Below are 24992 nucleotides of genomic sequence, written 5' to 3' on the forward strand. Positions count from 1 at the left end.
GGTCAGCGGCAGCCGCAGCCCGCCAGCTTGGCCACGATGTCGTCGAGCGCCGGACGGGCCTGTTCCAGGTCGCTCGGCACGTGGTCGGCGAGGACCGCGAACGCCAGTAGCCGGCCGTCGACGGTGGTCACCACCCCGGAGACGGCGTGCACCCCGGTCAACGTGCCGGTCTTGGCGCGCACCACCCCGGCGGCGGACGCCGCGCCGCCCTTGAACCGCTCGTTGAGCGTGCCCGACCAGCCCGCCACCGGCAGCCCGCCGAAGATGCCGGCCAGCTGCGGGTGGGAGCCGTTCCCGGCCAGGACGAAGACCTTGGTCAACAGCTCCGGGCTGATCCGGTTGTTCCGGGACAGGCCGCTGGCGTCGGAGAGGGTCGCCTCGTCCGCCGGCAGGCCGAGTTCGCCGAGCACGGTCTTCATCGCCGCGGCACCGCCGTCGAACGAGGCGGGCTGGTTGCGGGCGAGGGCCACCTGGCGGGCGAGCGCCTCGGCGACGATGTTGTCGCTCTGGCCGAGCATGACGTCGACCAGGCGCGCCATCGGCGGTGACTCGACCCGCCCCAGCTCGGCACCGGGGACCGGGGCGGCGCCGGGAGACGAGTTGGCGGCCGGTGGCGCCGTACCCTTGGCCACCGCGGCGGCGGGGAGCCCGAGGGCCCGGGCGAAGGCCCGACCCGCGGCCAGATCCGGGGTGGCGGAGCGCGGCGCGTAGCCTTCGCCCGCCCTCGGGTCGGTACGCGCGCCGTCGATCATCAGCGCCGTGATCGCCCCGCCGAAGCCGCCGGTCGGGATGTCGCTGTCCCAGCCCGGTCCGAAGACCGGGCCGGAGTAGAGCGAGCCGTCGACCGTCACCTTTGTCGGCGCCGTACCGCCCAGGGCGCGTTTGACCTGCTCGGCCAGCTGGTCGAGGCGGGCGGCACCGGGGTAGAAGCCGTTGGCACCGGCGGCGAGGGTCGGGTCGCCACCGCCGACCAGGACCACCTCGCCGGGCGCGGCGCCGGCCACCGCCCGGGTCGGGATCCGGTACGCCGGTCCGCGCGCGGCCAGTACGGTCGCCGCCGTCAGCACCTTCGTCACCGAGGCCGGTACGGTCGGCGTCCCCGGCTGGCGGTCGTAGAGGTCCTGCCCGGTGGCGACGTCCACCACGGAGACGTGCACCTGGTCGCCGAGGACCGGCTTGCCGACCAGCGGGCCGAGCGCCGCGGTCAGCCCGGACGTGCTGGGCAGCGGCGCGTTGGCCGCGGCCGGGGCCAGCACCGGCGGCGGGGCGGGCTCGGTCGAGTCGGCCGCTTCCCGGTCGGGGTCGGCCGCGCCGAGCCAGCCGGCCACGGGGCCGGGGCGGAAGACCGCCACACCGGCCGCGGCCGCGATCAGCACGAGCACGCTCGCCAGCACGGCGACGAGCCCGCGACGGCGCCGCCGGGGCGGCGGCCCGCCCGCCGGGGCCGGTGGCGTCACACCGGGCGGCGAGGGCGGGACCGGCACGCCGATCGGCGGCGTGGCACCCGGCGACGACGGCGTTCCACCGGGCCCCGGTGGAACCGGCGCGGCGGCGAAGGGCGGGCCCGGATCTCCCGGCCAGGCGGGCTGGCCGGCCGGCCGGGTCGGTGGAGGCGGCGGGCCGGGAGGGCCCGGCGGGCGGCCGGGCCCGGAACCGGGAACGGACACCGAGGCCCGCGCGGACGTGCCCGGGCCGGGGTGGCCGGCGGGCGGCGGCCAGGCGGGCGGGTTCCCCGCTGCCGGCGGCAGACCCGGACCGGCCGGGCCCGGCGATCCGGACGACGCGTTCGGGCGGGCCGACACGTTCGCACCCGGACCGGCGGGCACAGGCGGACCGCCCGGCACACCCGGACCGGCCGGCGGTGGCCAGGCGGGCGGGTTGGCGCCCTGGCCGGCCATTCCGACGACCGGACCGGGGCCGGGGCCCGCCGGAACGCGTACCCCGCCCGGCGGTCGCGCCCCCGGTCCCGGCACGGACGCGGGCGCCGCGGGTCCGGGTGGCGACGCGGGCGCCGCGGGTCCGGGTGCGGGTGCGCCACCGGCGGACGGGGGCGGAGCGGGGTCGGTCGCGGAATCGGGCCGGCCCGGCCGTCCCGGGTACGGCGGAGGCGGCGGCAGCGCCGGGTACCGTCCGCTCACGGCCGGCGAGCCCGGCGGTGGCGGTACCGACGCACGGCCGCTCGACCGGCCCGGACCCGGCTGCGGGGACCGCGGCGTGGCACCGGCGTCCTCCGCCGGCCCGACGGGCGCTGACGACGGTACGGCCGACGGCCGAGACCCGTCCCCGGGGCCGGAATGTGAATCTTCCCTCCCCACGACCCCCTCCTCCGCTTCGATGGAATGGCCTAGGCGACACTACTGAGGTCCGAGACTATGCGGCGGCCGGAGTGCCGAGTGGCCAACACTCGACCGGTTCCCGCTATTAATTCCGTTAGCCAGCGTGGGCGACGAGGGAGCGTGAAGATGGATTTCGACGTGACGGTTGAGATCCCGAAGGGTCACCGCAACAAGTACGAGGTGGACCACGCGACCGGCCGGATCAGGTTGGACCGCACACTCTTCACTTCTACCCAGTACCCGGCGGACTACGGTTTCATCGAGGGCACCCTGGGCGAGGACGGAGATCCCCTCGACGCCCTGGTGCTGGTGCCCGAGCCGACCTTCCCAGGTTGCCTCATCCGGTGCCGGACCATCGGCATGTTCCGGATGACCGACGAGAAGGGCGGGGACGACAAGGTACTCTGCGTCCCCTTCGAGGACCCGCGCCAGGAGCACCTGCGCGACATCCACCACCTGGGCGAGTTCGACCGCCTGGAGATCCAGCACTTCTTCGAGGTCTACAAGGACCTGGAGCCGGGCAAGTCGGTCGAGGGAGCCACCTGGGTGGGGCGTACCGAGGCCGAGGCGGAGATCCGGGCCTCGTACCGACGCCAGGAAGAGGCGGTCGCCGAGAAGGGCAAGCACGAGGCGCACTGAGTTATCTGCCCTCGCCTCCGCTCGGGCGGCTCGCGCGCCTGGAAAGCCGCGGCGCGCTCGCGGGGGCTGTCGTCACAGACAGGACTGGCCGGTCACGGATCTCCGTGACCGGCCAGCGGCGTATCGGGTGGGGTTAGCCGAGGATGCCCCGGGCGCGGCCGTACAGGCCGAGCACCGCGCAGGCGACGGGTACCACCGACACCACCATCAGGGTGTCGACGAGGTCGGCGGCCCGTCCGAGGTACGGCGTGGCGGGGCGGCGCGAGTACGTCGCACCGGCGCCGACGGTCAGCAGCGCCAGCACCAGCCCGCCGACGGTGAGCCCGAGCAGCCCGATCTCCCCCACCTGGCCGGCCAGCGCCACGCCGAGCACGGCCAGCCCGGCGAGTCCCCCGAGCACCAGCGGTACCCGCTGCCGCACCGTGATGAAGAGCCGGGAACGCAGCAGGAGCGCCGCGGCGCAGACGGCGACGAGGACGTCCCCGGCGACTCCGCCCGACCCGACCAGGACGATCGACGCCACGATGGTGAGCACCGCGTGCCCGATCAGCATCCCGGTGAGCGTCTCCTCGGTACGGGCCACGGCGGCGAAGACGCGACCGCGCTCGGGGCGCTCCCGCGCCGCGTCCAGGGAGGTCGACTTCCCGGTCGTGAAGCCCTCGGCGGCCTCGGCGCCGGTCGGGAGCGTGATCGGCGGCATGGGGAGCTTGCCGAACCGGATCGCGAGCAGCGGCAGCACGCCGATGGCGCAGACCAGCACGGCGAGCAGCACCGCCGCCGCGCCGGCCGCCGACAGGAAGAGCCCGGCCAGCGCGGTCAGCGCGCCGAGCAGGCCGACGGCGGTACCGGCGGCGAAGACCCGCAGCCCGGCCGCGACCCCCACGGCGCCGAGCACGGCGGCGAGCAGCAGCGCCACCGACCCGGCGAGCAGTTCCGGGCCGCCGATCCAGCGGACCGGTCCGAGTACGCCGGCCGGGTCGCCCGAGGCGACGAGCAGCGCCCCGCCGGCGAAGGCGTACGGCATCGCGTAGCCGCCGAGCGCGGCACCGGCGAAGGCGTCCCCGTACGCGCGGGAGGCGACGACCCCGCAGAGGGCGAGGAGTACCGCGATGCCGAGGCTCACGTACGCGCCGAAGCCCCAGGACGGGCCGCCCGCGAGCGTGGCGACCAGCCCGGTCGCGAGCAGCACACCACCCCCGACCAGGGTGGCGGTCCGGGTGGACGCCCCGGTCCAGGCGTTGCCCCGGCGGCGGGCGCCGTCGGCGATCGCCTCGACGACGTCGTCGTACTCCAACTCCGGCCACTGCGCCCGGGCGGGCACCAGGTGCAGCACCTCGCCGTCGCGTACGCCCTGGGGCAGCAGCGCCTGGGCGGGCTGCAGTACGGCGCCGTCGGTACGGCGCAGCAGCCAGCCACCGTGCCGTTCACCGTCGTCGGCCAGTCCCTCACCGGCGTGCCGCAGCACCTCCGGCAGGAGTTCGACGAGCGGCAGGTGCTCGGGGAGGGCGACGTCGACCCGGCGTTGCGGAGCGCTTATCGTGACGCGGGCGAGCCCGGTACTCATTGACACTCCTCCATTCGCGGAAAACCAAGGCTGCGGGGACGAGGGCACTTTACCTACCATGAGCCGGGCCCGTTCTGCCGAGCATGCGGCCATCGCGACGCGGGGCGTCGCCGGGGCCCGCCGCCGCCTGGTGGAGGATCTGCGGGGGCGCTAGTGGGAGGTCACATTGGACACGGGTGAGCAGGCGACGGCCAAGCGCCGTGAGGTCACCACATGAGCGGGCGAATCGGAAAGCTCAGCGCGGTCGAGCCTCATGCCGCGGCGAAGCGTAGCGGAGTAACGGCATGAGCACCGTTGTGATTAAGCGTCCGCCGCGCCGGCCGGCGCCGGAGATTCCCACCGGGGAACTGGCCGTCGAACCGCCGCCGGAGATACCGCAGGCCGCCGGGGCGCGGATGCAGCAGTTGATGACGCTGCTGCCGATGCTCGGCGGCTCGGTCGCGATGGCGATGATGTTCGGTCGCGGCGGCGGTACCTACTCGTACGTGGTCGGGGCGATGTTCGGCGTCTCCTCGCTGGCCATGCTCGCGAGTTCCTGGGGCAGCTCCTCCGGTTCGCCGAAGAAGTCCGAGATGATGGCGGCCCGCCGCGAGTATCTGCGGCACCTGGCCACCCTCCGGCGCCGGGTCCGGGAGACCGCCGCGAAACAGCGGGCCGGCCTCTTCTACCGGCACCCCGACCCGACCCACCTCTGGTCCACGGTCGGCAGCCACCGGGTCTGGGAGCGCCGCCCGAACGACCCGGACTTCGGGGTGGTCCGGGTGGCCGTCGGCCCGCAGACCCTGGCCACCCCACTGATCCCCCCGGTCACCCGGCCGCTGGAGGACCTCGAACCGATGACCGCGGGCGCGCTGCGCCGCTTCCTCGACGCGTACTCGGTCGTCCCCGACCTGCCGGTGGCGCTCTCCATCCGCGGCTTCGCGCGGGTCTTCCTGCGCGGTGAGCCGGTGCGCGGCGAGTACGGCGGCCGGGCGGACGCCGGCGGCGAGGCGCAGGGGCTGGCCCGCGCCATGCTGACCCAGCTCGCCGTCTTCCACGCCCCGGACGAGCTGATGATCGCGGTCTGCGCGGGGCCGGAGCGGCGCGCGGCCTGGGAGTGGGTCAAGTGGCTCCCGCACGCCCAGCACCCGAACCGCAGCGACGCGCTCGGCCCGGTACGCCTGGTCACCAGCTCCGCCGCCGAGCTGGAGCGGCTGCTCGACGAGACGGTCGCGAACCGTTCCCGGTTCAGCCCGGCCGGCCCGGCCACCGACGGTCCGCACCTGGTGATCGTGCTCGACGGCGCGGACCTGACCGGCGCCTCGCACCTGGTCAGCGACGGCGGCATCGACGCGGTCACCATCCTCGACCTGGACAGCCCGCCGCCGCGGCTGCTGGACCGTTCGATGCTGGTACTGGAGATTCACGGCGGCCGGCTGAACAGCTTCTCGATGGACGGCCAGGCCGAGGTGGGCACCGCGGACCGGCTCGACGTCGCCGAGGCCGAGGCGGTGGCCCGCCGGTTGGCGCCGCTGCGGCTGGCGGTGGCCTCCAAGAGCTCGGACGCGCCGCTCGCCGCCGAGATGGGCCTCGGTGAGCTGCTCGGCATCGGCGACCCGGACAACTTCAGCGTCGCGCAGGGCTGGGCGCCCCGGGCCAACCGGGACAAGCTGCGGGTGCCGATCGGCATCGGCGCCGACGGCGGCGCGATCGAACTGGACCTCAAGGAGTCCGCGCAGGACGGCATGGGCCCGCACGGTCTGCTGATCGGCGCCACCGGTTCCGGCAAGTCGGAGCTGCTGCGCACGCTGGTGCTGGCGCTCGCGGCGACGCACTCGTCCGAGTCGCTCAACTTCGTGCTGGTCGACTTCAAGGGTGGCGCGACCTTCGCCTCGCTGGACCGGATCCCGCACACCGCGGCGGTGATCACCAACCTCGCCGACGAGCTGCCGCTGGTCGACCGGATGGTCGACGCGATCAACGGCGAGCTGATCCGGCGCCAGGAGCTGCTGCGGCGGGCGGGCAACTTCGCCAGCCTGCGGGACTACGAGAAGGCCCGCGCCGGCGGCGCCGCGCTCGCGCCGATGCCGTCGCTGTTGATCATCTGTGACGAGTTCTCCGAGCTGCTCACCGCCAAGCCCGACTTCATCGACCTGTTCGTACAGATCGGCCGGGTGGGCCGGTCGCTCGGCGTGCACCTGCTGCTCGCGTCGCAGCGGCTGGAGGAGGGCCGGCTGCGCGGTCTCGACACGCACCTGTCGTACCGGATCGGCCTGCGGACCTTCTCGGCCCTGGAGTCCCGCGCCGTGCTCGGCGTACCGGACGCGTACGAGCTGCCCCGCTCGCCCGGCCACGGCTACCTGAAGTTCGGCACCGAGCCGCTCGTCCGCTTCAAGGCCGCCTACGTCTCCGGCTCGTTCCGCAAGGCGGGCGCGGGCGGCGCCGGCGGCGACGGCCAGACCGGGGCGCCCCGGCTGCTCAACTACTCGACACACTTCGTGCCGGTACCGGAGCCGGTGGTACCGGCCACGCCCGCGCCGGTCGCCGAGGAGAGCGCGGCCGGGAACAGCCTGCTCGACGTGATGGTCGCCCGGTTGGTCGGCCAGGGGCCGCCCGCCCACCAGGTCTGGCTGCCGCCGCTGGGCCAGGCCCCCGCCCTCGACGAGCTGCTCGGCCCGATCACCAGCGACCCGGTGCGCGGGCTCACCTTCGGCAACCCGGAGCTGCACGGCGCGCTCCAGGTGCCGGTGGCGCTCGTGGACAAGCCGTTCGAGCAGCGGCGCGACCTGCTCTGGCTCTCCCTGGAGGGCGCCGCCGGGCACGTCGCGGTGGTCGGCGGTACGCAGAGCGGAAAGTCCACCCTGCTGCGCACGATGATCTGCGGGCTGGCGCTCACCCACACCCCGGCCGAGGTGCAGATCTACTGCCTCGACTTCGGCGGTGGCGGTCTCGCCATGCTGCGCGACCTGCCGCACGTCGGCGGGGTCGCCGGCCGGCTCGACACCGCCGCGGTACGGCGCACCATCGGCGAGATCACCACCCTGCTGGCCGAGCGCGAGCAGCGCTTCGCGGACCTCGGGGTGGACTCGATGGCCACGTACCGCAAGCGGCGCGCCGCCGGTGGCGGCGTCGGACCGGCCGCCGACCCGTTCGGCGACGTCTTCCTGGTGATCGACGGCTGGCCGACCCTGCGCGGCGAGTACGACGACCTGGAGCCGCTGATCACCGACCTCGCCACCCGCGGCCTCTCCTACGGGGTGCACGTGGTCGCCGCCGCGCCGCGCTGGATGGACTTCCGGCCGGCGATCCGCGACCTCTTCGGCTCGCGCCTGGAGCTGCGCCTCGGCGACCCGTCGGACTCGATCGTGAACCGCCGGGCGGCGGCGAACGTGCCGGAGAAGTCGCCGGGCCGGGGCCTCACCGCCGAGAGCCTGCACTTCCTCACCGTGCTGCCCGAGCTGGCCAGCCTCGGCGGGGAGACCTCGTCGCTGGTCAAGGCCGTCGCGGGCGGGTGGGCCGGGGCACCGGCGCCCCGGGTACGGCTGCTGCCGCCGGTGCTGCCGTACGCCGAGCTGGACCTGGGCCGGGTCGGCGGCCTCGAACTGCCGATCGGCATCTCCGAGGCGGACCTGCAGCAGGTCGCCATCGACTTCGCCGCCGAGCCGCACTTCCTGCTCTTCGGCGACGGCGAGTGCGGCAAGTCCTCGTTCCTGCGGGCGCTCGCCACCACGATCACCACCCGGTTCACGCCGGAGCAGGCGCGGGTGATCCTGGTCGACTACCGCCGCAGCCTGCTCGGCACCATCCAGTCCGAACACCTCATCGGGTACGGCACCGCGGCAGCCGCCACCAGCGAGCTGATCGAGTCGGTCGCCGGGTACATGCAGCGCCGCCTGCCCGGCCCGGACGTGACCCCGCAGCAGCTGCGGGACCGCTCGTGGTGGACCGGGCCGGAGCTGTTCATCCTGGTGGACGACTACGACCTGGTGACCACCGGTCCGGCGAACCCGCTGCGGGCCATCGAGGAGTACCTCCCGCAGGCCCGCGACGTGGGCCTGCACGTCGTGCTGACCCGCCGCTCCGGCGGCGCGTCCCGCGCCCTGTACGACCCGATCATCCAGCGGCTGCGCGAACTCTCCTCGCCCGGTCTGGTGATGTCGGGGAGCAAGGACGAGGGCGCCCTCATCGGCAACGTGCGGCCCGGTCCGATGCCGCCGGGACGGGGCCGCCTGGTCACCCGCAAGGAGGGCGTACGCCTCGTGCAGCTCGCCCACCTGCCGGCGATCTGACCAGCTCCTTCGGCCACGGGCCGGCCGCCGCGTGGTGGCCGGCCCGTCGCCTTTCCACCGGCGGCCCGTCGCCTTTCCACCAGGCGGTGCGACGGCGTCGCACCGCCCGGACGGCCGGCACATGCCATTTGCCCCGCGACGGAAGTGAAACGAGGTAACCTCCGTGCATCAGTGTGTCTGTCGGGGTGAAATGGCCGAACTGTGAGCGGGCTGTCAAACCGAAGCCGGAACGCCGCTAGGCGGGTCGCCGGTGCGCTGTTGCTGAGCGCCGTGGGGATCGCCACGGCGCTCGCCGGACCGTCGCCGGCCGCCCAGGCGCAGCCGTCCTCCCTTCCGCCGGCCGCCGCGCAGCCGCTCCCGGCGCCGTCCGTCGCGCCGGTCGTACCGGAGCGGGCCCCCGCCGAGCCGGCCGTCGCGCGCCGGGCCGTGCCGCCCCGAACCGACCCGGTACGGGACGACCAGTGGCAGCTGGGCGAGCTGAACGCCGCGTCGGCGTGGCGGGTCTCCACCGGCAAGGGCGTCACCGTCGCCGTGATCGACTCGGGTGTGGACGGCTCCCACCCGGACCTCGCCGGCCAGGTGCTCCCCGGTCTCGACCTGGTCCAGCCCTCGGACGCCAACGGCCAGAGCGACCCGGTGGGGCACGGCACCACCGTGGCGGCGCTGATCGCCGGGCGCGACGACGACAGCCAGGGCGTGGTCGGGCTGGCGCCCGACGCCAAGATCCTTCCGGTCCGGGTCCTGGACGCCGAGAACCGGTACGACGACGCGATGATCGTCGCCAAGGGCGTACGGTGGGCCGTCGACAACGGCGCCCGGGTGATCAACCTCTCCCTGGGCGGTACCGGCGACAGCCCGGCCCTGGCCGCCGCGCTGGACTACGCGTTCGCCCGGGACGTGGTGGTCGTCGCCTGCACGGGCAACCTCTCGCCCTCCTCGCCGAACACCCGCGTCTGGTACCCGGCCCGGGAGCCGGGCGTGATCGCCGTGGCGGGCCTGGAGCGGGACACCGACTCCCTCTGGTCCGGCTCCATCACCGGCCCCGAGACGGTGCTGAGCGCTCCCGCCACCAACCTGCACGGTGCCCGACCCGGCGGTTTCTGGCGCGTCCAGGGCACGAGCTTCGCGGCGCCCCTGGTGGCGGCGACGGCGGCGCTCGTACGCTCCCACTGGCCCACCATGTCCGCCGGTGACGTGGTCAACCGGCTGATCAGGACGGCCCGCGACCTCGGGCCGGCCGGCCGCGACGACCGGTTCGGCTTCGGCCTGGTGAACCCGGTCGCCGCGCTCAACGGCGAGGTGGCCCGGGTCGACCACAACCCGCTCGACGACCTGCACTCGCCCGCGGTCGTCGGCTTCGGCCCCGCGCCGGGCGCGGACACCGCCGTCGAGTCGACCGAGGGCGAGCCCAGCGGTCTCGGTATCCCGGGCGCGCACCGGCGGAGCAACTGGGCGGCGCAGCCGGCCGGCGGGCCGAACATCCAGCCGCCCGAGGGCGCCTGGGTCGGCGGCACGCTCTTCGTACTCCTGCTGCTCGGCAGCGCGGTGCTGCTGCGCCGGTTCCGATGAGGCTCGGCCTGATCTCCTGCTTTGGGGGCTTGGGGCCTCGCGTGGTCGGGGTTGGGTTGGGGGCCGGATCACCCGCTCTGGGCGGTCAGGCTTGATCCCGTCGCGGGCGATCCGGCCCCCAGCATCGCGCCGCCGAAAGCGACCCGGCCCCAACCCCAGCACGCCGATCGGCCTCGCTGGCGGTAGCAGGGGTGACCCGTGGGTGGTCAGGTGCAGTTGCCGGTGCCGGTGGCGCGGGTCCGCTCGACACCGGCCGCCGCGACGGTGCGCGCCTCGTCGGCCGTGACGGCGAAGCCGGTGTACCGGTCGTCGGCGGCCGCCGCGAAGATCACGCCGAGTACCTGGCCGTTCGGGGCGACCAGCGGGCCGCCCGAGTTGCCGCTGCGGACCAGCGCCCGGATCGTGTAGATCTCCCGGGTCACGTCCCCGGACTCGTAGATGTCCGGACCGGTGATCTCGCTGACGTCGCGGATCCGCGCGGGCTGCGGGTCGTACGGCCCGTCGAGCGGGAAGCCCAGCACCACCGCGTCCGACTCGCTCGGGGCGGGCCGGCTGGCGAAGCGCATCACCTGCGCGTCCAGGCCGGGTACGTAGATCACCGCGAGATCGCGGTGCGGGTCGTAGACCACCACCCGCCCGTTGTGGCGCTCCCCGTTCAGCTCGACCGCGACGCTGCGGGTACCGGCGACGACGTGGGCGTTGGTCATCACCCGGTCGTCGGAGTAGACGAAGCCGGAGCCCTCGATGCGGCGCGAGCAGCTGGGCGCGTTGCCGAGCACCTTCACCACCGACTGCCGCCCCTGGGCGACGACCTGCGATCCGGCCAGCGCGGGATCCGGCGGGGCGACCTGCCGGACCCGGGTCGGCGCCAGCCCGTTGAACACGTCCGGGAAGCCGTTGGTGTTCACGGTGTCCTGCAACGCCTCGGAGAGCCGCTGCGCCTGGGACGGCAGTACCCCGTCCACCGCCTTGATCAGAGCGCTGTTCCGTACCGAGCTGGCCAGCCAGGGCAGCGACGACGAGCCCAGCGGTACCGCCACCAGCCACGCCACCAGCAGTACGGCGACCAGCGAGACGAACGCCCCGCCGACGTCGTCGGCCTTCCGGACCGCCCGGCTGGTGATCGCGTGGCGCAGGTGCGAGCCGACCCAGCCGGCGAGCGCCTGGCCGAGGACCGCGAGGCCGAAGATCATGACCAGGGAGACCACGACGCGCGTCGACGGGCTGTCGAACTGGCGGGCGAGGAGCGGACCGAGCTGGAGGCCGATCAGGGCACCGAGGAAGAAGCCGCTGAACGACAGCACACCGATGACGAAGCCCTGGCGGTAGCCGCTGATCGCGAACACCAACATGAGCAGGATCAGAACCACATCGACCGCGGACACGCGTCCAGGGTACGGGTGCCGGATGTGAACGGTGGCAGTCACTCGAACCGGCCCGGTGCGCGCCGCCTCGCCGCCGCCCCGGCGCGAGGTCAGGCGCCCCGGGCGCGAGGTCAGGAGACCGGGCCGGCCAGTTCGTCCGCCTCGGCACCCGGCGGGGTCGCCGCCACGGGAGGAAGGTCCACGACCCGGTCCCGCGGCCACGGCCGGGCCCAGCCGCCCATGTCGAGCAGGGCCGCGAGCACCCCGGCGGTGAAGCCCCAGACCAGCATGCCGCGCACCTGGAAGGCGGGTCCGACGAAGCCGCTGGGGTGCCGTACCCGTACCCGGTTCGCGGGATCGACCAGCTCCGCGATGGGAAGCCGGGCGACGTGGGCGACCTCGGCCGGCTCCCGGGGGTGCACCGGGTGGGGGCGGTGCCACCAGGCCAGCACGGGGGTGACCACGAAGTCGCTGACGGGGATCCAGAGCCGGGGCAGCTCGGCGAGGACGGTGACGCTGTCCGGGTCGAGCCCGACCTCCTCCTCGGCCTCCCGCAGGGCGCAGGCGATCGCGTCCGGGTCGCCCGGGTCGGCGGCGCCACCGGGGAAGGCGGGCTGCCCGGCGTGGTGCCGCATCCGGGCCGCGCGCTGCAGCAGCAGCACGTCCGGGCCGTGCGCCGGGTCCTCGCCGAAGAGGATCAGGACCGCGCTGGACCGGCCGCCGTTGGCGGGGGTACGCAGCCGGGTGAAGTCCTCGGCCCGCGCGGTGCGTACCCGGGTGAGCAGCGGGTCGAGCCAGGCGGGCGGTCGCGGGGTAGGGGCGGGGCTCATCGCGGCACCGCCACGCCGAGGTGCCGCGTCACCAGGTCGGCGAGGGCCGCGTCGTCGAGCGCGCCGCTGTTGTCCAGATGGCGCACCCGGCCCGCGCCGTCGACGAAGAGGGTCACCGGCAGGCCGGCTGGCCCCGGCTCGTTCCGAGCGCCCCGCTGCGCGCGTAGCGCGCGCAGCGCCGCGCCGTCCTGGTCCACCAGCGTGGGGTAGGTCAGCCCGAGGTCGGCGCCGAGCGACTCGGCGGCCTCGCGCTGGTCGGCGGTGTCCACGCCGAGCACGTGCAGCCGGTCACCGGTCCGCTGGGCGAGCCGCTGGAACGCCGGCAGTTCCTTCTGGCACGGCCCGCACCAGGCGGCCCAGAGGTTGACCACGGCCGGCCCGCGCAGCGCCGCGAGGGTGAAGCGGTCGCCGCCGACCAGGCAGGGCAGCGCGATCTCCGGCAGCGCTTCGCCCGCCCCGGACCCACCCGGCGTGGACGCGGTCGAGGGTCGAGCCGTCGTCTCCGTACCGCCGGACCCGCCCGGGACGGAGGCGGAGGCCGACGCGGAACCGGCACCGGTCGGGGACGCGGAGCCGCCCGCGGACGGGGAGCCGCTCGGGGCCCCGGCGGGCGGGCCGGGCGGGGCGGTCAGCCCGGCGCAGTCGGCGAACGCCCGCGCCGTCGCCGGCGCGCCCGCGGGCTTGCGGTCCGGCCCGGTGCAGCCGGCCGCGAGCAGCAGCGCCGGCAGGAGCAGCGCCGCGGCGATCTCACGTCTCACGGTGCCTCCGCGGCGACGGCCGCCGTCGGTACCAGGTCCGGGTCGATACCCGCCTGCACCGCCAGCTCCCGGGCGCGCGGCCCCCTGAGCAGCTTCGCGGCGGCCTTCGCGTCGGTCGGCCCGAGGCCGTACGAGGGGCAGAGCTTCGCGAGCGTACAGGCGCCGCAGGCGGGCGTACGGGCGTGGCAGACGCGCCGGCCGTGGAAGATCACGCGGTGGGAGAGCATGGTCCAGTCCCGGCGGTCGAAGAGCGCCCCGACGGCATGCTCGATCTTGACCGGGTCCGTCTCCGTGGTCCAGCCCCAGCGCCGTACCAGCCGCTGGAAGTGGGTGTCCACGGTGATGCCGGGCACCCCGAACGCGTTGCCGAGGATGACGTTGGCCGTCTTGCGGCCGATGCCGGGCAGGGTCACCAGGTCGGCGAGGCGTCCCGGCACCTCACCGCCGTACCGTTCGACCAGTTGCTGGCCGAGCTTGAGCAGCGAATCGGCCTTGTTGCGGAAGAACCCGGTCGGCCGGAGCAGCTCCTCCAGCTCGGTCCGGTCCGCCCCGGCGTAGTCGGCCGCGCTCGGGTAGCGGGCGAAGAGCTTCGGCGTCACCTGGTTGACGCGCTTGTCCGTGGTCTGGGCGGAGAGGATCGTGGCGACCGCGAGCTGCAGCGGGCCCTCGTGGTCGAGTTCGCAGTGCGCGTCCGGGTGGGTCTCGGTCAGGATCCGGCCCATCTTGCGCGCCCGGCGCTTGCGCCCGAGGTCGGTCTCGTCGGGCGGCACCGCGCCGGTGACGGCGGGGCCGGCCTTCGGTCGCCGGGAAGCGGGCGCGTTCCGTCGTTTCTCTCCGGTGGTACCGGCCCGGCTGGGCTCACTGCTCGCGCTCACGCCGGAAAGCCTACGTCGGTCCCGCGCCCGGCCGGCCGAGGTGGCCGACAGGGCTCGGCGGGCCGAGGTGGCCGACCGCGCCCGGCCGCCCGGCGCCGCGCCGGGGGTCCCGGCGAGCCGTCCGTCGGCCGTCGGGGCGGGACGCGCGGGGCACGCCGTCGGTCAGGCGCTGGGCGGGGAGATCTTTCCGTCGGCGGCCAACCGGGCGCCGGTACTCGGGAAGTCGGACTTGCAGAGCGACTGGACCAGGTTCAGGCCGCGCTTGGCGCCGTCCATCGTCGGGCGCCCGGCGCCGTTCATGTACGTCGAGACGAACTCCCCGCCGGCCCAGCTGCCGTCGGCGGCGAGCGAGACCTTCAGGACCCCGCCGTAGCCGAGCCGGCCGGTGTTGACCAGGGCACCCTGACCGCCCGCGAAGTTGCCGAGGCTGTACGCGATCAGGCGCCCCTGGTAGAACTCCATCGCCCGCAGCACGTGCGGCCCGTGCCCCACGATCAGGTCGGCCCCGGCGTCGATCATCGCGTGCGAGAACCTGACCGGATCGCCCCGGTTCTCGCCCAGGAAGATCTCGGTGCCCGGCTTGACGCGGGTCTTGTCGGCGCCCTCCGCGCCCATGTGCACCTGGACCACGACCAGGTCGGCCATGGTCGCCGCCTTCGCCACCACCTTCTTGGCCGAGCCGATGTCGACCAGGCTGTTGGACCAGACGTACGAGGAGAAGCCGACCACCGCGATCTTGACTCCCTTGACCTCGACGACGGTGATCTCGTTGGGCGCCCCGGTGTGCCGCAGGCCGTACTTCTCCAGCGCGTTCTGGGTGTTGCGGTAGCCGGCCGGGCCGTAGTCGTACCCGTGGTTGTTCGCCTGGTTGAGCAGGTCGTAGCCGGCGTCCTTGAGATGCTGGGCGTACGACGGCGGGACCCGGAACTGGTGGCATCCGCTGGAGCCGGCCCCGCACTTCGAGGTGCCCGTGTCGTCGGTCAACGGCTCTTCGAGGTTCCCCATCGCCAGGTCGGCCGGGATCGCCTCCTTGACGGAGTCGTAGAAGCCCTTGCCGCCGTTGGGGGGCAGCCGGCCCGGCGCGTTCCCCATGATGTTGTCGCCGGTGGCCGAGAGCGTGACGACCTGTCCGCCGGCCGAGGAGTCGGCGGGAGCCGGGGAGCCGGTCGCGCCGGCGGCCGAGCCAGGGGCCGGAGGGGTCGCGGTGGCGCCCTGCCAGCGCACCCCGCCGTTGTCGCCCCGGAGTGCACCGATCACGAACACCCCGGCCATGACCAGGGCGAGCAGCCCGGCGGTGAGCGCGAACACGGGCCAGCGGGCGGAACGCGCGGGCCGATCAGGGGGCGGGAATTCAGCGGACATCGCCCGCGACCATACCGGCCGCCCGCAAGCCCGGGGACCGCCCGAACGGCCGGTAGGGGATGCGCGCGCGGGTCGGGCGAGTGGCGTCCGCGCCGGGCCCGGTGGCGCTCCGGTCGCGGGGCCGGGGGGCCCGCCCGCCGGGCGCCGGTATCAGCGCGCGTCGTGGTGCCGCACCGACCACGGTACGACCGGACGGGCGCCGCCGTCCCGCACCGCCGCGTACCCGGCCCGGGCCAGCGGCGCGCCCCAGCGCGAGCGCGGGCCACCGTACGCGGCGGGTGGGCCGTCGGGCGGGCAGAGGACGGTGACGGCGTCGGTGGCGGTACCGGTGGCGGCCAGACCGAGGGCGGCCAGCGCCTGGGCCTTCGCCTCGGTGACCGTGGCGATCGCGTTGACCAGCGCGGCGTCGCTCAGCCGGGCCGGTACGAAGGCGACGATGTTGACCGTACCGACCGGGTGCGCCGGCGGCGCGGCGGCGGGTGCCGCCGGGGCGGCAGCCTGGATCGGGGCGCCGAGCCCCACCGTGGCCCAGACCCGTACCCCTTCGTCCTCGCGGCGCACCACCTCCGTCACGTCCACGCCGGTGAGCAGCCCGACCCCGGGCCCCCGCAGACCGAACCGGGCGGCGATCTCCCGCAGGTGCGCGTCCGGGTCGTCCCGGTGGTACGACATCGGGACGGTCGCGTTGACGACCCACCGCCGTACGCCGATGCCGCCGCCGAGCGGGGCTGAGCTGACGGCGCGCAGCGGCGCCTCCGGGCGCCAGACCAGCGCGGGGATCTCCCACCCGTCCTCGGCTCGATAGATCAACTCCGGCTCGGTACGCACGGGCCGACCCTACGGCGCCCGCCGCCGGGGGCGTACCGGGCCGGCGGGCCGGACGGAGCGGGCAGACCTCCCGCCCGGCCGAAGTGCCCCGACGGGACGGGTAGCGGCGGCGAGGCGGGGTACGCGGGGGCGACAAGCGAGCAGCCGGGGATAATAAACGGTCAACAGGCCCCTCGGGTTACGCCGCCGGATCAAGATTCCAGGGGTGCGCCTCCGATTTCCCTCTACCTGCGCCTAGACTTGGCGGCGCGCGACAGATCACCCGGCCGGCAGAACCGCCCGGCGGACAGCACGCGTGAGGCGGAGGTGTGGGATGGACGAGGTACTGGCTCGCAGCGGGATCTTCCAGGGTGTCGACCCGGAGGCTGCGGAGGCGTTGGCCAAGGAGATGGAGACGATCGACGTCCGCAAGGGCGAGGTCGTGTTCAACGAGGGCGAGCCCGGCGACAGCCTCTACATCCTGCTCAGCGGCAAGATCAAGGTCGGTCGCCGCGCCGCCGACGGGCGGCAGAACCTGATCGCGGTGATGGGCCCGTCGGACATGGTGGGCGAGCTGTCGCTCTTCGACCCGGGGCCGCGTACCGCGACCGCCACCGCCGTCACCGACACCCGCCTGGTCCGGCTGCGCAAGCAGGCGCTGCGCCCCTGGCTGGCCAACCGGCCGGAGATCGCCGAGCAGCTGCTCCGCGTGCTCGCCCGCAGGCTGCGCCGGACGAACGACTCGCTGGCCGACCTGATCTTCACGGACGTACCGGGCCGGGTGGCCAAGAACCTGCTGCAGATGGCGGGCCGCTTCGGCACTCGCGACGGCGGGGTCCTGCGGGTCACCCACGACCTCACCCAGGAGGAGATCGCCCAGCTCGTCGGCGCGTCCCGCGAGACGGTCAACAAGGCGCTGGCCGACTTCGCCTCCCGCGGCTGGCTGCGGCTCGACGGCAAGAGCATCATCATCCTGGACCCGGAGCGGCTGGCCCGCCGCGCCCGGGTCTGAGTTGCCGGCCCTCGCTTCGCTCGGGCGGCTCGCGCGCCTGAAGAGCCGCCCGGTAGGCGCCAGTCGCGGCACCTAGGCTGACAAATACAGAGAAAGAGGGGTTAACCGCACGCGGTTAGCCCCTCTTTCTCTGTATTTGCGCGCTGGCCGTCGCCTGCGGGTGAGAAACAAGCAGGCTTGACTGTTTGTTTGTGGACGGGAAGGCTGGGGTGATGGCGGCCGGTCCGACCCGTACCCCCCAGCGGGAGCGCAGCCGTGGCACCCAGGCGCGACTGCTGGCGGCCACCGTCGACTCCCTGGTCGAGTGCGGCTGGTCCGGCACCACGACCACCGGCGTCGCGGCCCGGGCCGGGGTCTCCCGGGGCGCCCAGTTGCACCACTACCCGACGAAGGCCGCGCTGGTCATCGCCGCCGTCGAGCACCTCGCGGAGCGCCGGGCCGCCGAGATCCGCGGCGAGGCCGCCGCGCTGCCGAGCGGCCCCCGCCGGCTCGACCGGGTGGTCGACATGCTCGCCGCCGCCTTCACCGGACCGCTCTTCGCCGCCGCGCTCGAACTGTGGGTGGCCGCCCGTACCGATCCGGAGCTGCGCGACGCGCTCGTACCGCTGGAGGCGCAGGTGGGCCGCGAGCTGTACCACCTCACCGTCGACCTGCTCGGGGTGGACGAGCGCGTCCCGGGCGTACGCGAGAGCGTGCAGGCCACCCTCGACCTGCTCCGCGGGCTCGGGGTGGCGAACCTGCTCACCGACGACACCGCCCGGCGCACCGCCCTGCTCGAAGCGTGGAAACGCCAGCTCGCCGCGCTGCTCGCCCCCGCACCCGTCGAACGCTGACCACCCGCCGAACGCTGACCACCTGCCGAGCACTGACCACCCGCCGAACGCTGACCACCTGCCGAGCACTGACCACCCGCCGAACGCCCGGAGACGACATGGTCGACCTGGAGAGTCTGCTCGCCGATCTGGCCGACGAGTCGGCCGAACTCGACACGCTGGTCGCCACCCGGGACGCGGTCCAGTGGGCCCGGCCGACCCCGGCGCCCGGCTGGACCATCGCCCACCAGATCGCCCACCTCGCCTGGACCGACCACGCGGCGCTGCTGGCCGCGACCGATCCGGCGGCGTTCGCGGAGTTCGTCGGGGTCGCCACCCGGTACCCCGGCGACTTCGTCGACCGGGGCGCGGCCGAGTTCCTCGCCCCCCGGGCCGAGCTGCTGGCCCGCTGGCGGACGGGGCGGACCGCGCTCGCCGAGGCGCTGCGAACCGCGCCGGCCGGGTCGAAGCTGCCCTGGTACGGCACGCGGATGGCGCCGGCCTCGATGGTCACCGCCCGGATCATGGAGACCTGGGCGCACGGGCAGGATGTCGCCGACGCGCTGGGCCTCACCCGTACGCCCACGCCTCGGCTCCGGCACGTCGCGCACCTCGGCGCCCGTACCGTCGGACACAGCTTCACCGCCCACGGCCGGCCGGCGCCGGACGCACCGGTCCGGGTCGAGCTGGTCGCGACCCCGGCGCCGGACGGCGACGGCGAGCCGGACGGCGGGCTCTGGGTTTTCGGGCCGGCCGACGCGGTCAACGTGGTCAGCGGGCCCGCCCTCGACTTCTGCCTGCTGGTGACCCAGCGGCGGCACCGCGCCGACCTGGCGCTGGTGGCGACCGGACCGGTGGCCGAGGAATGGCTCGACCTGGCCCAGGCCTTCGCCGGGCCACCCGGCCCGGGCCGCGAGCCCGGGGCAGGCCGCGAGCCGAGGGCGGGACAGGACGCCGGCCCGGGACGCGAACCCGGAGCGGGCCGCGAGCCGGGCGGGCGGCCCGTCGCATGATCAGGATTGGCAACGCCTCGGGCTTCTACGGCGACCGCTTCGACGCCTGGCGGGAAATGCTCGACGGTGGCGAGCTGGACGTGCTGACCGGCGACTACCTGGCCGAGCTGACCATGCTGATCCTGGGCCGGGACCGGCTCCGGGACCCCGACCTCGGCTACGCGCGCACCTTTCCGCGGCAGCTGGAGTCCTGCCTCGGCCTCGCCGTGCAGCGCAACGTGAAGATCGTGACCAACGCGGGCGGCGTCAACCCGGCCGGGCTCGCCGCCGCGCTGCGCAGTCTGGCCGAGCGGCTCGGCGTGCCCGCGCGGATCGGGTACGTCGAAGGCGACGAGGTGCGGCGCCCGGACGCGCTCACCGCCAACGCCTACCTCGGCGCGTACGGCATCGCCGCCTGCCTGGACGGCGGGGCGGACATCGTGGTCACCGGCCGGGTCACGGACGCGTCGCTCGTGGTCGGCCCGGCGATAGCCCACTTCGGCTGGGGGCGCGACGAGTTCGACGCGCTGGCCGGGGCGACCGTCGCCGGACACCTGATCGAGTGCGGGGCGCAGGTCACCGGCGGCAACTTCAGCTTCTTCACCGAGCTGCCGGACGGCGGGCTCCGGCCCGGCTTCCCGGTCGCCGAGCTGCACGCCGACGGCTCGGCCGTGATCACCAAGCATCCGGGTACCGGTGGCGCGGTCACGCCCGAGACCGTCACCGCCCAGCTGCTGTACGAGATCGGCGGCCCCGACTACCTCGGCCCCGACGTGGTGACCCGGCTGGACGGGATCACCCTGACCCCCGACGGCCCGGACCGGGTACGGGTGACCGGCGCCCGGGGCGCGCCTCCGCCGCCCACCCTGAAGCTCGGCCTGAACCGCCTCGGCGGGTACCGCAACTCGATGACCTTCGTGCTCTGCGGGCTGGAGATCGAGGCGAAGGCGGCCCTGGTCCGGGAGCAGTTGCGGGCGGCGGTCGGCGCCGAGGGGCTGGAGTTCACGCTGGCCCGTACGGACCATCGCGACGCGGCGGAGACCGAGTCGGCGAGCGCGCTGCTACACGTACACCTGCGGGATCCGGACGCCAAGCGGGCCGGGCGGGCGTTCTCGGCGGCGGCGGTGGAGCTGGCGCTCGCCTCGTACCCGGGCTGCACGCTGACGACGCCGCCCGGCGAGGCGACCCCGTACGGCGTCTTCACCGCAGAGGAGATCGCGCAGGACGCCGTGGCCCACGTCGCGGTGCTCCCCTCGGGCGAGCGCGTACCGGTCTCGCCCCCGCCCCGCTTCGCCGTACCCGGGCCCGTCCGGGCCGTTCCACCCCCGCCGCCCGCGCCCGCGCGCCTGGGCGCGGTCGGGCCGGACCGGCCGGCGGCGAGCGGCGGGCGCCACGGGCCGGCGACCCGGCGGGCGCCGCTCGGCGAGATCGTGGGGGCCCGATCGGGGGACAAGGGCGGGGACGCCAACCTCGGCGTCTGGGCCCGCTCCGACGCGGCGGCCCGCTGGCTGCGCGAGTGGCTGACCGTGGAACGGCTCCGGGAGCTGCTGCCGGAGACCGGGCGGCTGCCGATCGAGCGGTACGAGCTGCCCAACCTGCGCGCGGTCAACTTCGTGCTGCGCGGGCTGCTCGGCGAGGGGGTGGCGGCGTCGACGCGCTTCGACCCCCAGGCCAAGGCGCTCGGTGAGCTGCTGCGCTCGCGCGTGGTCGACCTACCGGCGGAGTTGGCGTGACCCCGGCGCCGGCGCGACGGCCGGACGGACCGCCGGCCGACCGACACACGCGCCCAAAGCGCGGCGGACCGACCGCCGGCCGACCGACACGCGCACCCGAAGCGCGGCGGACCGACGTGCGCACCCGACGGCGGCCGACCGGCACGCGGGAGCGACGGTGGCGGGGGCGCGGGTCCGTGTCGCCCGCCGCGAGCCGCTCGTTAGCGAGGTGGCGATGGGCAAGAAGATCATGAGTGGGATCGTCGCGAAGGGCGTGGGATCTGGCGTGACCGGGCGCAACGAGGTCGGGATCGGGCACGGGCGGCACCGGGCGGGGCGACGGTGAACCCGCTGCGCAGCGCCGTCGACCCGAACGGCGCGGAACACCGGCGCAACCGCGAGGCGATGCTGGCCCGCCTGGACGAGCTGGACGCCGCGCTGGAGACGGCGCGGGCGGGCGGCGGGGAAAAGTACGTCACCCGGCACCACGCCCGCGGCAAGCTGCTGCCCCGCGAGCGGATCGAGCTGCTGGTCGACCGGGACGCGCCGTTCCTGGAGCTGTCCCCGGTGGCGGCGTGGGGCACGGACTACCCGGTCGGGGCCAGCGTGGTGACCGGCATCGGCGTGGTCGAGGGCGTCGAGTGCGTGCTGGTCGCCAACGACCCGACGGTACGGGGCGGCGCGGTGAACCCGTACTCGCTGCGCAAGACGCAGCGGGCGGGCGAGATCGCGCTGGCCAACCGGCTGCCGCTGATCAATCTCGTCGAGTCCGGCGGCGCGGACCTGCCCAGCCAGGCCGAAATCTTCATCCCGGGCGGGCGGGTCTTCCGCGACCTGACCCGGCTCTCGGCCGAGCGGATCCCGACGATCGCGGTCGTCTTCGGCAACGCCACGGCCGGCGGGGCGTACGTCCCGGGCATGTCCGACTACACGATCATGGTCCGGAACCGGGCGAAGGTCTTCCTCGCCGGACCGCCGCTGGTGAAGATGGCGACCGGCGAGGTCACCGACGACGAGTCGCTGGGCGGGGCGGCGATGCACGCCACCACCTCGGGGCTGGCCGACTTCCTCGCCGAGGACGAGCGCGACGGGTTGCGGCTGGCCCGGCAGTGCGTACGCCGGCTCAACTGGCGCAAGCGGGGCCCGGCGCCGCGCACCGCGTCCCCCACCCCGCCGAAGTACGACCCGGAGGAGTTGCTCGGCATCGCCGGGCCCGACCTGCGGGTGCCGTTCGACCCGCGCGAGGTGCTGGCCCGGGTCCTGGACGGCTCCGAGTTCGACGAGTTCAAGCCGGCCTACGGCGGCGCGCTGGTCACCGGGTGGGGCACCCTGCACGGCTACCCGGTCGGCGTGCTGGCGAATGCCCGGGGGGTGTTGTTCTCGGCGGAGGCGCAGAAGGCGACGCAGTTCATCCAGCTCGCCAACGCCGCCGACACCCCGCTGCTCTTCCTCCAGAACACGACCGGCTACATGGTCGGCAGCGAGTACGAGCAGCGCGGCATCATCAAGCACGGCGCCCTCATGATCAACGCGGTCACCAACTCGGCCGTGCCGCACCTGACGGTCAACCTCGGCGCCTCGTACGGGGCGGGCAACTACGGCATGTGCGGCCGGGCGTACGACCCGAGGTTCCTCTTCACCTGGCCGAACGCCAAGTCGGCGGTGATGGGGCCGGCGCAGCTGGCCGGCGTGCTCTCCATCGTGGCCCGGCAGGCGGCCGAGGCGAAGGGGCAGCCGTACGACGAGGAGTCCGACCGGGCGATGCGCGCGATGGTGGAGCAGCAGATCGAGGCGCAGTCGGCCGCGCTCTTCCTCTCCGGCCGGCTCTACGACGACGGGGTGATCGACCCGCGCGACACCCGTACCGTGCTCGGGCTCTGCCTCTCCGCGATCCACAGTGGACCTGTCAGCGGCGCCGGCGGCTTCGGCGTCTTCCGGATGTGAGGACGGGATGATTCGACGCCTCCTGGTGGCCAACCGGGGTGAGATCGCCCGGCGGATCTTCGCCACCTGCCGGTCGGCCGGGATCGAGACGGTCGCCGTGCACTCCGACGCCGACGCGGGCGCCCCCCACCCGGCCGAGGCGGACCTCGCCGTACGCCTGCCCGGCGACAGCCCGGCCGAGACGTACCTCCGCGTCGACCTGCTGCTCGACGCGGCCCGCCGTACCGGCGCCGACGCGGTCCACCCGGGCTACGGCTTCCTCGCCGAGAACGCGGACTTCGCCGCGGCGGTGGTCGACGCCGGGCTGACCTGGGTCGGACCGCCGGCCAAGGCTATCGCGCTGATGGGCTCGAAGATCGAGGCGAAGGCGCTGCTCGCCGACGCGGGCGTACCGATGCTGCCCACCGAGACCGATCCGGACCGGGTGACCGAGTTCCCGGTGCTGGTCAAGGCGTCGGCGGGCGGCGGCGGGCGCGGCATGCGGATCGTCCGCGACGCGGCGGCGCTGCCCGAGGCGGTCGCCTCGGCCCGGCGGGAGGCGGCCGGCGCGTTCGGCGACGGCACGGTCTTCGTCGAGCGCTACCTGGAGCGGGCCCGCCACGTCGAGGTGCAGATCTTCGGCGACGGCCACGGCAACCTGGTCGCCCTCGGCGAGCGCGAGTGCTCGATCCAGCGCCGGCACCAGAAGATCGTCGAGGAGGCACCCTCGGCGGCGGTCACTCCGGCGCTACGGGCCGCGCTGAGCGAGGCGGCGGTCGCGGCCGGCCGGGCGGTCGGCTACGTCGGCGCCGGTACCGTCGAGTTCCTGCTCGCCCCGACCGGCGAGTTCTACTTCCTGGAGATGAACACCCGGCTCCAGGTCGAGCACCCGGTCACCGAGTGCGTCACCGGGTACGACCTGGTCCGCCTGCAACTGCTGGTCGCCGAGGGCGGCGCGCTGCCGTTCACCGCCCCGCCACCGGTACGCGGCCACGCGATCGAGGTACGGCTCTGCGCCGAGGATCCGGCGACCGCCTGGCTGCCCGCCACCGGTACCCTGCACCGCTTCGACGTGCCCGGCGTGACCGCCGAGTTCGCACCACCGACCGGGGCCGGCGGGTTCGCGCCGTCGAGCGGCGCCGACACCGCCCGGCCGGGCGGCGGACTGCGGTTGGACAGTGGTCTCCGGCTGGACAGCGGGGTGCGGGACGCCTCGGTCGTCGGGGTGCACTACGACTCGATGCTGGCCAAGCTCGTCGCCTGGGCGCCGAGCCGGCAGGAGGCGGCCCGGCTGCTGGCCGCCGCGCTGGGCCGCGCCCGGCTGCACGGCGTCACGACCAACCGCGACCTGCTGGTACGCGTGCTCCGGCACCCCGCGTTCCGCTCCGGCGAGATCGACACCGGCTTCCTCGACCGGCACCCGGAGGTCTTCGCCCCGCTGCTCTCCTCGGTGGAGGCGGCGCAACTGTCCTACCTGGCCGCGGCGCTGGCCGGGGCCGCCGCCCGGCGCGCCGCCGCGCCCGTGCTCGCCACGCTCCCCTCGGGCTGGCGCAACGTACCGTCGGCGGCGCAGACCAGCGTCTTCGCCGGACCGTCCGGCCCGGTCGAGGTCGGCTACCGGCTGGACCGTCGGGGCGAGCTGCGTACCTGGTGGGTGCGGCCGGTCGACCCGGACGAGCTGGACCTGGCCGGCCTCGGCCCGTCCGGGCTGGGGCAACCACCGGCCCGCGAGGAGCAGCCGCCGGTACGACTGGTGGCGGCGACCCCGGAACGGGTGCTGCTCGACATCGACGGGGTACGCCACGCGCTGGCCGTGCACCGGGTGGGCGAGGTCTCCCACGTGGACGGCGCGGAGGGCTCGGTCGCCCTCACCGAGCTGCCCCGCTTCCCGGAACCGGTGCCGGAGCTGGCCGAGGGTTCGCTGGTCGCCCCGCTGCCCGGCGCGGTCAGCCGGGTGCACGTGGTGCCGGGCCAGCGGGTCGGCGCGGGCGAGCTGCTGCTGACGCTGGAGGCGATGAAGCTGGAGCACCCGGTGCACGCCCCGTCGGCCGGCGTGGTCACGGAGCTGCCGGTCGCGGCCGGCGCCCAGGTCGACGCCGGCACCATCCTGGCCGTGATCGGCCCGCCGGAGCACTGAACCGGCCGCATCCGCCGGCCCGCCCCGAACAC

General features: G+C 74.9%; 16 protein-coding genes and 1 pseudogene. 9 read left to right on the forward strand and 8 right to left on the reverse strand.

Features of this window, described 5'->3' with window-relative positions:
- Window positions 1-2 precede the first annotated feature (2 nt).
- Entirely contained in the window at window positions 3-1457 is a 1455-nt protein-coding gene (gene dacB / locus AB0J86_RS11735; RefSeq protein WP_363856068.1) for a D-alanyl-D-alanine carboxypeptidase/D-alanyl-D-alanine-endopeptidase, read from the reverse strand.
- Window positions 1458-2462: 1005 nt separating this feature from the next.
- Here dacB and AB0J86_RS11740 point away from each other — a divergent pair.
- Window positions 2463-2975, forward strand: coding sequence for an inorganic diphosphatase (locus AB0J86_RS11740; RefSeq protein ID WP_363856070.1), 513 nt, complete (start codon window positions 2463-2465; stop codon window positions 2973-2975).
- A 133-nt stretch (window positions 2976-3108) separates the two neighbouring features.
- Here AB0J86_RS11740 and eccD read toward each other — a convergent pair whose 3' ends face one another.
- Window positions 3109-4539, reverse strand: a complete 1431-nt coding sequence (gene eccD / locus AB0J86_RS11745; protein ID WP_363856072.1) for a type VII secretion integral membrane protein EccD — start codon at window positions 4537-4539, stop codon at window positions 3109-3111.
- A gap of 284 nt (window positions 4540-4823) precedes the next feature.
- Between eccD and eccCa the strand changes: the two genes are divergently transcribed.
- Together eccCa and mycP are read left to right on the forward strand one after the other, a co-directional pair.
- Window positions 4824-8807: a type VII secretion protein EccCa gene (gene eccCa, locus AB0J86_RS11750; protein ID WP_363856074.1), complete on the forward strand. Its 3984-nt coding sequence runs from the start codon at window positions 4824-4826 to the stop codon at window positions 8805-8807.
- Between the two features lie 255 nt (window positions 8808-9062).
- A complete protein-coding gene (mycP, locus tag AB0J86_RS11755; RefSeq protein WP_363856171.1) occupies window positions 9063-10376 on the forward strand; it encodes a type VII secretion-associated serine protease mycosin in 1314 nt (437 codons plus the stop codon).
- Window positions 10377-10582: 206 nt separating this feature from the next.
- On the opposite strand, the gene AB0J86_RS11760 is transcribed toward mycP, so the two are convergent.
- The 6 genes from AB0J86_RS11760 to AB0J86_RS11785 all read right to left on the reverse strand — a co-directional run bounded on the left by AB0J86_RS11760 (window position 10583) and on the right by AB0J86_RS11785 (window position 16393).
- Window positions 10583-11761, reverse strand: a complete 1179-nt coding sequence (locus AB0J86_RS11760; RefSeq protein ID WP_363856076.1) for a MarP family serine protease — start codon at window positions 11759-11761, stop codon at window positions 10583-10585.
- Between the two features lie 110 nt (window positions 11762-11871).
- A complete protein-coding gene (locus tag AB0J86_RS11765) occupies window positions 11872-12570 on the reverse strand; it encodes a CoA pyrophosphatase (RefSeq protein WP_363856078.1) in 699 nt (232 codons plus the stop codon).
- Window positions 12567-13328, reverse strand: coding sequence for a TlpA disulfide reductase family protein (locus AB0J86_RS11770; RefSeq protein ID WP_363856080.1), 762 nt, complete (start codon window positions 13326-13328; stop codon window positions 12567-12569). The genes AB0J86_RS11765 and AB0J86_RS11770 overlap by 4 nt, the downstream gene beginning before the upstream one ends.
- Complete coding sequence (gene nth, locus AB0J86_RS11775) at window positions 13325-14098, reverse strand: endonuclease III (RefSeq protein ID WP_363856173.1); 774 nt, start codon at window positions 14096-14098, stop codon at window positions 13325-13327. Before nth ends, AB0J86_RS11770 begins: the two co-directional genes overlap by 4 nt.
- A gap of 267 nt (window positions 14099-14365) precedes the next feature.
- Entirely contained in the window at window positions 14366-15565 is a 1200-nt protein-coding gene (locus tag AB0J86_RS11780; RefSeq protein WP_363856081.1) for a CapA family protein, read from the reverse strand.
- Between the two features lie 150 nt (window positions 15566-15715).
- Window positions 15716-16393 (reverse strand): adenosylcobinamide amidohydrolase, encoded by a 678-nt coding sequence (locus tag AB0J86_RS11785; protein WP_363856083.1) that lies wholly within the window; start codon window positions 16391-16393, stop codon window positions 15716-15718.
- A gap of 313 nt (window positions 16394-16706) precedes the next feature.
- Here AB0J86_RS11785 and AB0J86_RS11790 point away from each other — a divergent pair, with 313 nt between their 5' ends.
- The 6 genes and pseudogenes from AB0J86_RS11790 (at window position 16707) to AB0J86_RS11815 (ending at window position 24960) form a co-directional block, all read left to right on the forward strand.
- Window positions 16707-17384 carry a Crp/Fnr family transcriptional regulator gene (locus AB0J86_RS11790; RefSeq protein WP_363856085.1) on the forward strand — a complete coding sequence of 226 codons (678 nt, stop codon included), beginning with the start codon at window positions 16707-16709 and terminating at the stop codon, window positions 17382-17384.
- Window positions 17385-17596: 212 nt separating this feature from the next.
- Window positions 17597-18217 carry a TetR/AcrR family transcriptional regulator gene (locus AB0J86_RS11795; RefSeq protein ID WP_363856087.1) on the forward strand — a complete coding sequence of 207 codons (621 nt, stop codon included), beginning with the start codon at window positions 17597-17599 and terminating at the stop codon, window positions 18215-18217.
- Between the two features lie 98 nt (window positions 18218-18315).
- Window positions 18316-19110 (forward strand): annotated as a pseudogene (locus tag AB0J86_RS11800) (TIGR03084 family metal-binding protein); the annotation flags it as partial.
- Window positions 19111-19205: 95 nt separating this feature from the next.
- Entirely contained in the window at window positions 19206-20921 is a 1716-nt protein-coding gene (locus tag AB0J86_RS11805) for an acyclic terpene utilization AtuA family protein (protein WP_363856089.1), read from the forward strand.
- Window positions 20922-21305: 384 nt separating this feature from the next.
- Window positions 21306-22844, forward strand: a complete 1539-nt coding sequence (locus AB0J86_RS11810) for a carboxyl transferase domain-containing protein (RefSeq protein WP_363856174.1) — start codon at window positions 21306-21308, stop codon at window positions 22842-22844.
- Window positions 22845-22851: 7 nt separating this feature from the next.
- Window positions 22852-24960, forward strand: a complete 2109-nt coding sequence (locus tag AB0J86_RS11815) for a biotin carboxylase N-terminal domain-containing protein (protein WP_363856090.1) — start codon at window positions 22852-22854, stop codon at window positions 24958-24960.
- Window positions 24961-24992: the final 32 nt, after the last annotated feature.

The organism is Micromonospora sp. NPDC049559 (assembly GCF_040676675.1).
In the GTDB taxonomy this organism is placed as follows: domain Bacteria; phylum Actinomycetota; class Actinomycetes; order Mycobacteriales; family Micromonosporaceae; genus JBFAPK01.

What these genes read in the sequence shown, in the direction of transcription:
- AB0J86_RS11795 (WP_363856087.1), top strand. Translation starts at nt 17,597, where the DNA reads ATGGCGGCCGGTCCGACCCGTACCCCCCAGCGGGAGCGCAGCCGTGGC.
- AB0J86_RS11740 (WP_363856070.1), top strand. Translation starts at nt 2,463, where the DNA reads ATGGATTTCGACGTGACGGTTGAGATCCCGAAGGGTCACCGCAACAAG.
- AB0J86_RS11805 (WP_363856089.1), top strand. Translation starts at nt 19,206, where the DNA reads ATGATCAGGATTGGCAACGCCTCGGGCTTCTACGGCGACCGCTTCGAC.
- eccD (WP_363856072.1), bottom strand. Translation starts at nt 4,539, where the DNA reads ATGAGTACCGGGCTCGCCCGCGTCACGATAAGCGCTCCGCAACGCCGG.
- eccCa (WP_363856074.1), top strand. Translation starts at nt 4,824, where the DNA reads ATGAGCACCGTTGTGATTAAGCGTCCGCCGCGCCGGCCGGCGCCGGAG.
- AB0J86_RS11765 (WP_363856078.1), bottom strand. Translation starts at nt 12,570, where the DNA reads ATGAGCCCCGCCCCTACCCCGCGACCGCCCGCCTGGCTCGACCCGCTG.
- AB0J86_RS11790 (WP_363856085.1), top strand. Translation starts at nt 16,707, where the DNA reads ATGGACGAGGTACTGGCTCGCAGCGGGATCTTCCAGGGTGTCGACCCG.
- AB0J86_RS11810 (WP_363856174.1), top strand. Translation starts at nt 21,306, where the DNA reads ATGCTGGCCCGCCTGGACGAGCTGGACGCCGCGCTGGAGACGGCGCGG.
- AB0J86_RS11815 (WP_363856090.1), top strand. Translation starts at nt 22,852, where the DNA reads ATGATTCGACGCCTCCTGGTGGCCAACCGGGGTGAGATCGCCCGGCGG.
- AB0J86_RS11780 (WP_363856081.1), bottom strand. Translation starts at nt 15,565, where the DNA reads ATGTCCGCTGAATTCCCGCCCCCTGATCGGCCCGCGCGTTCCGCCCGC.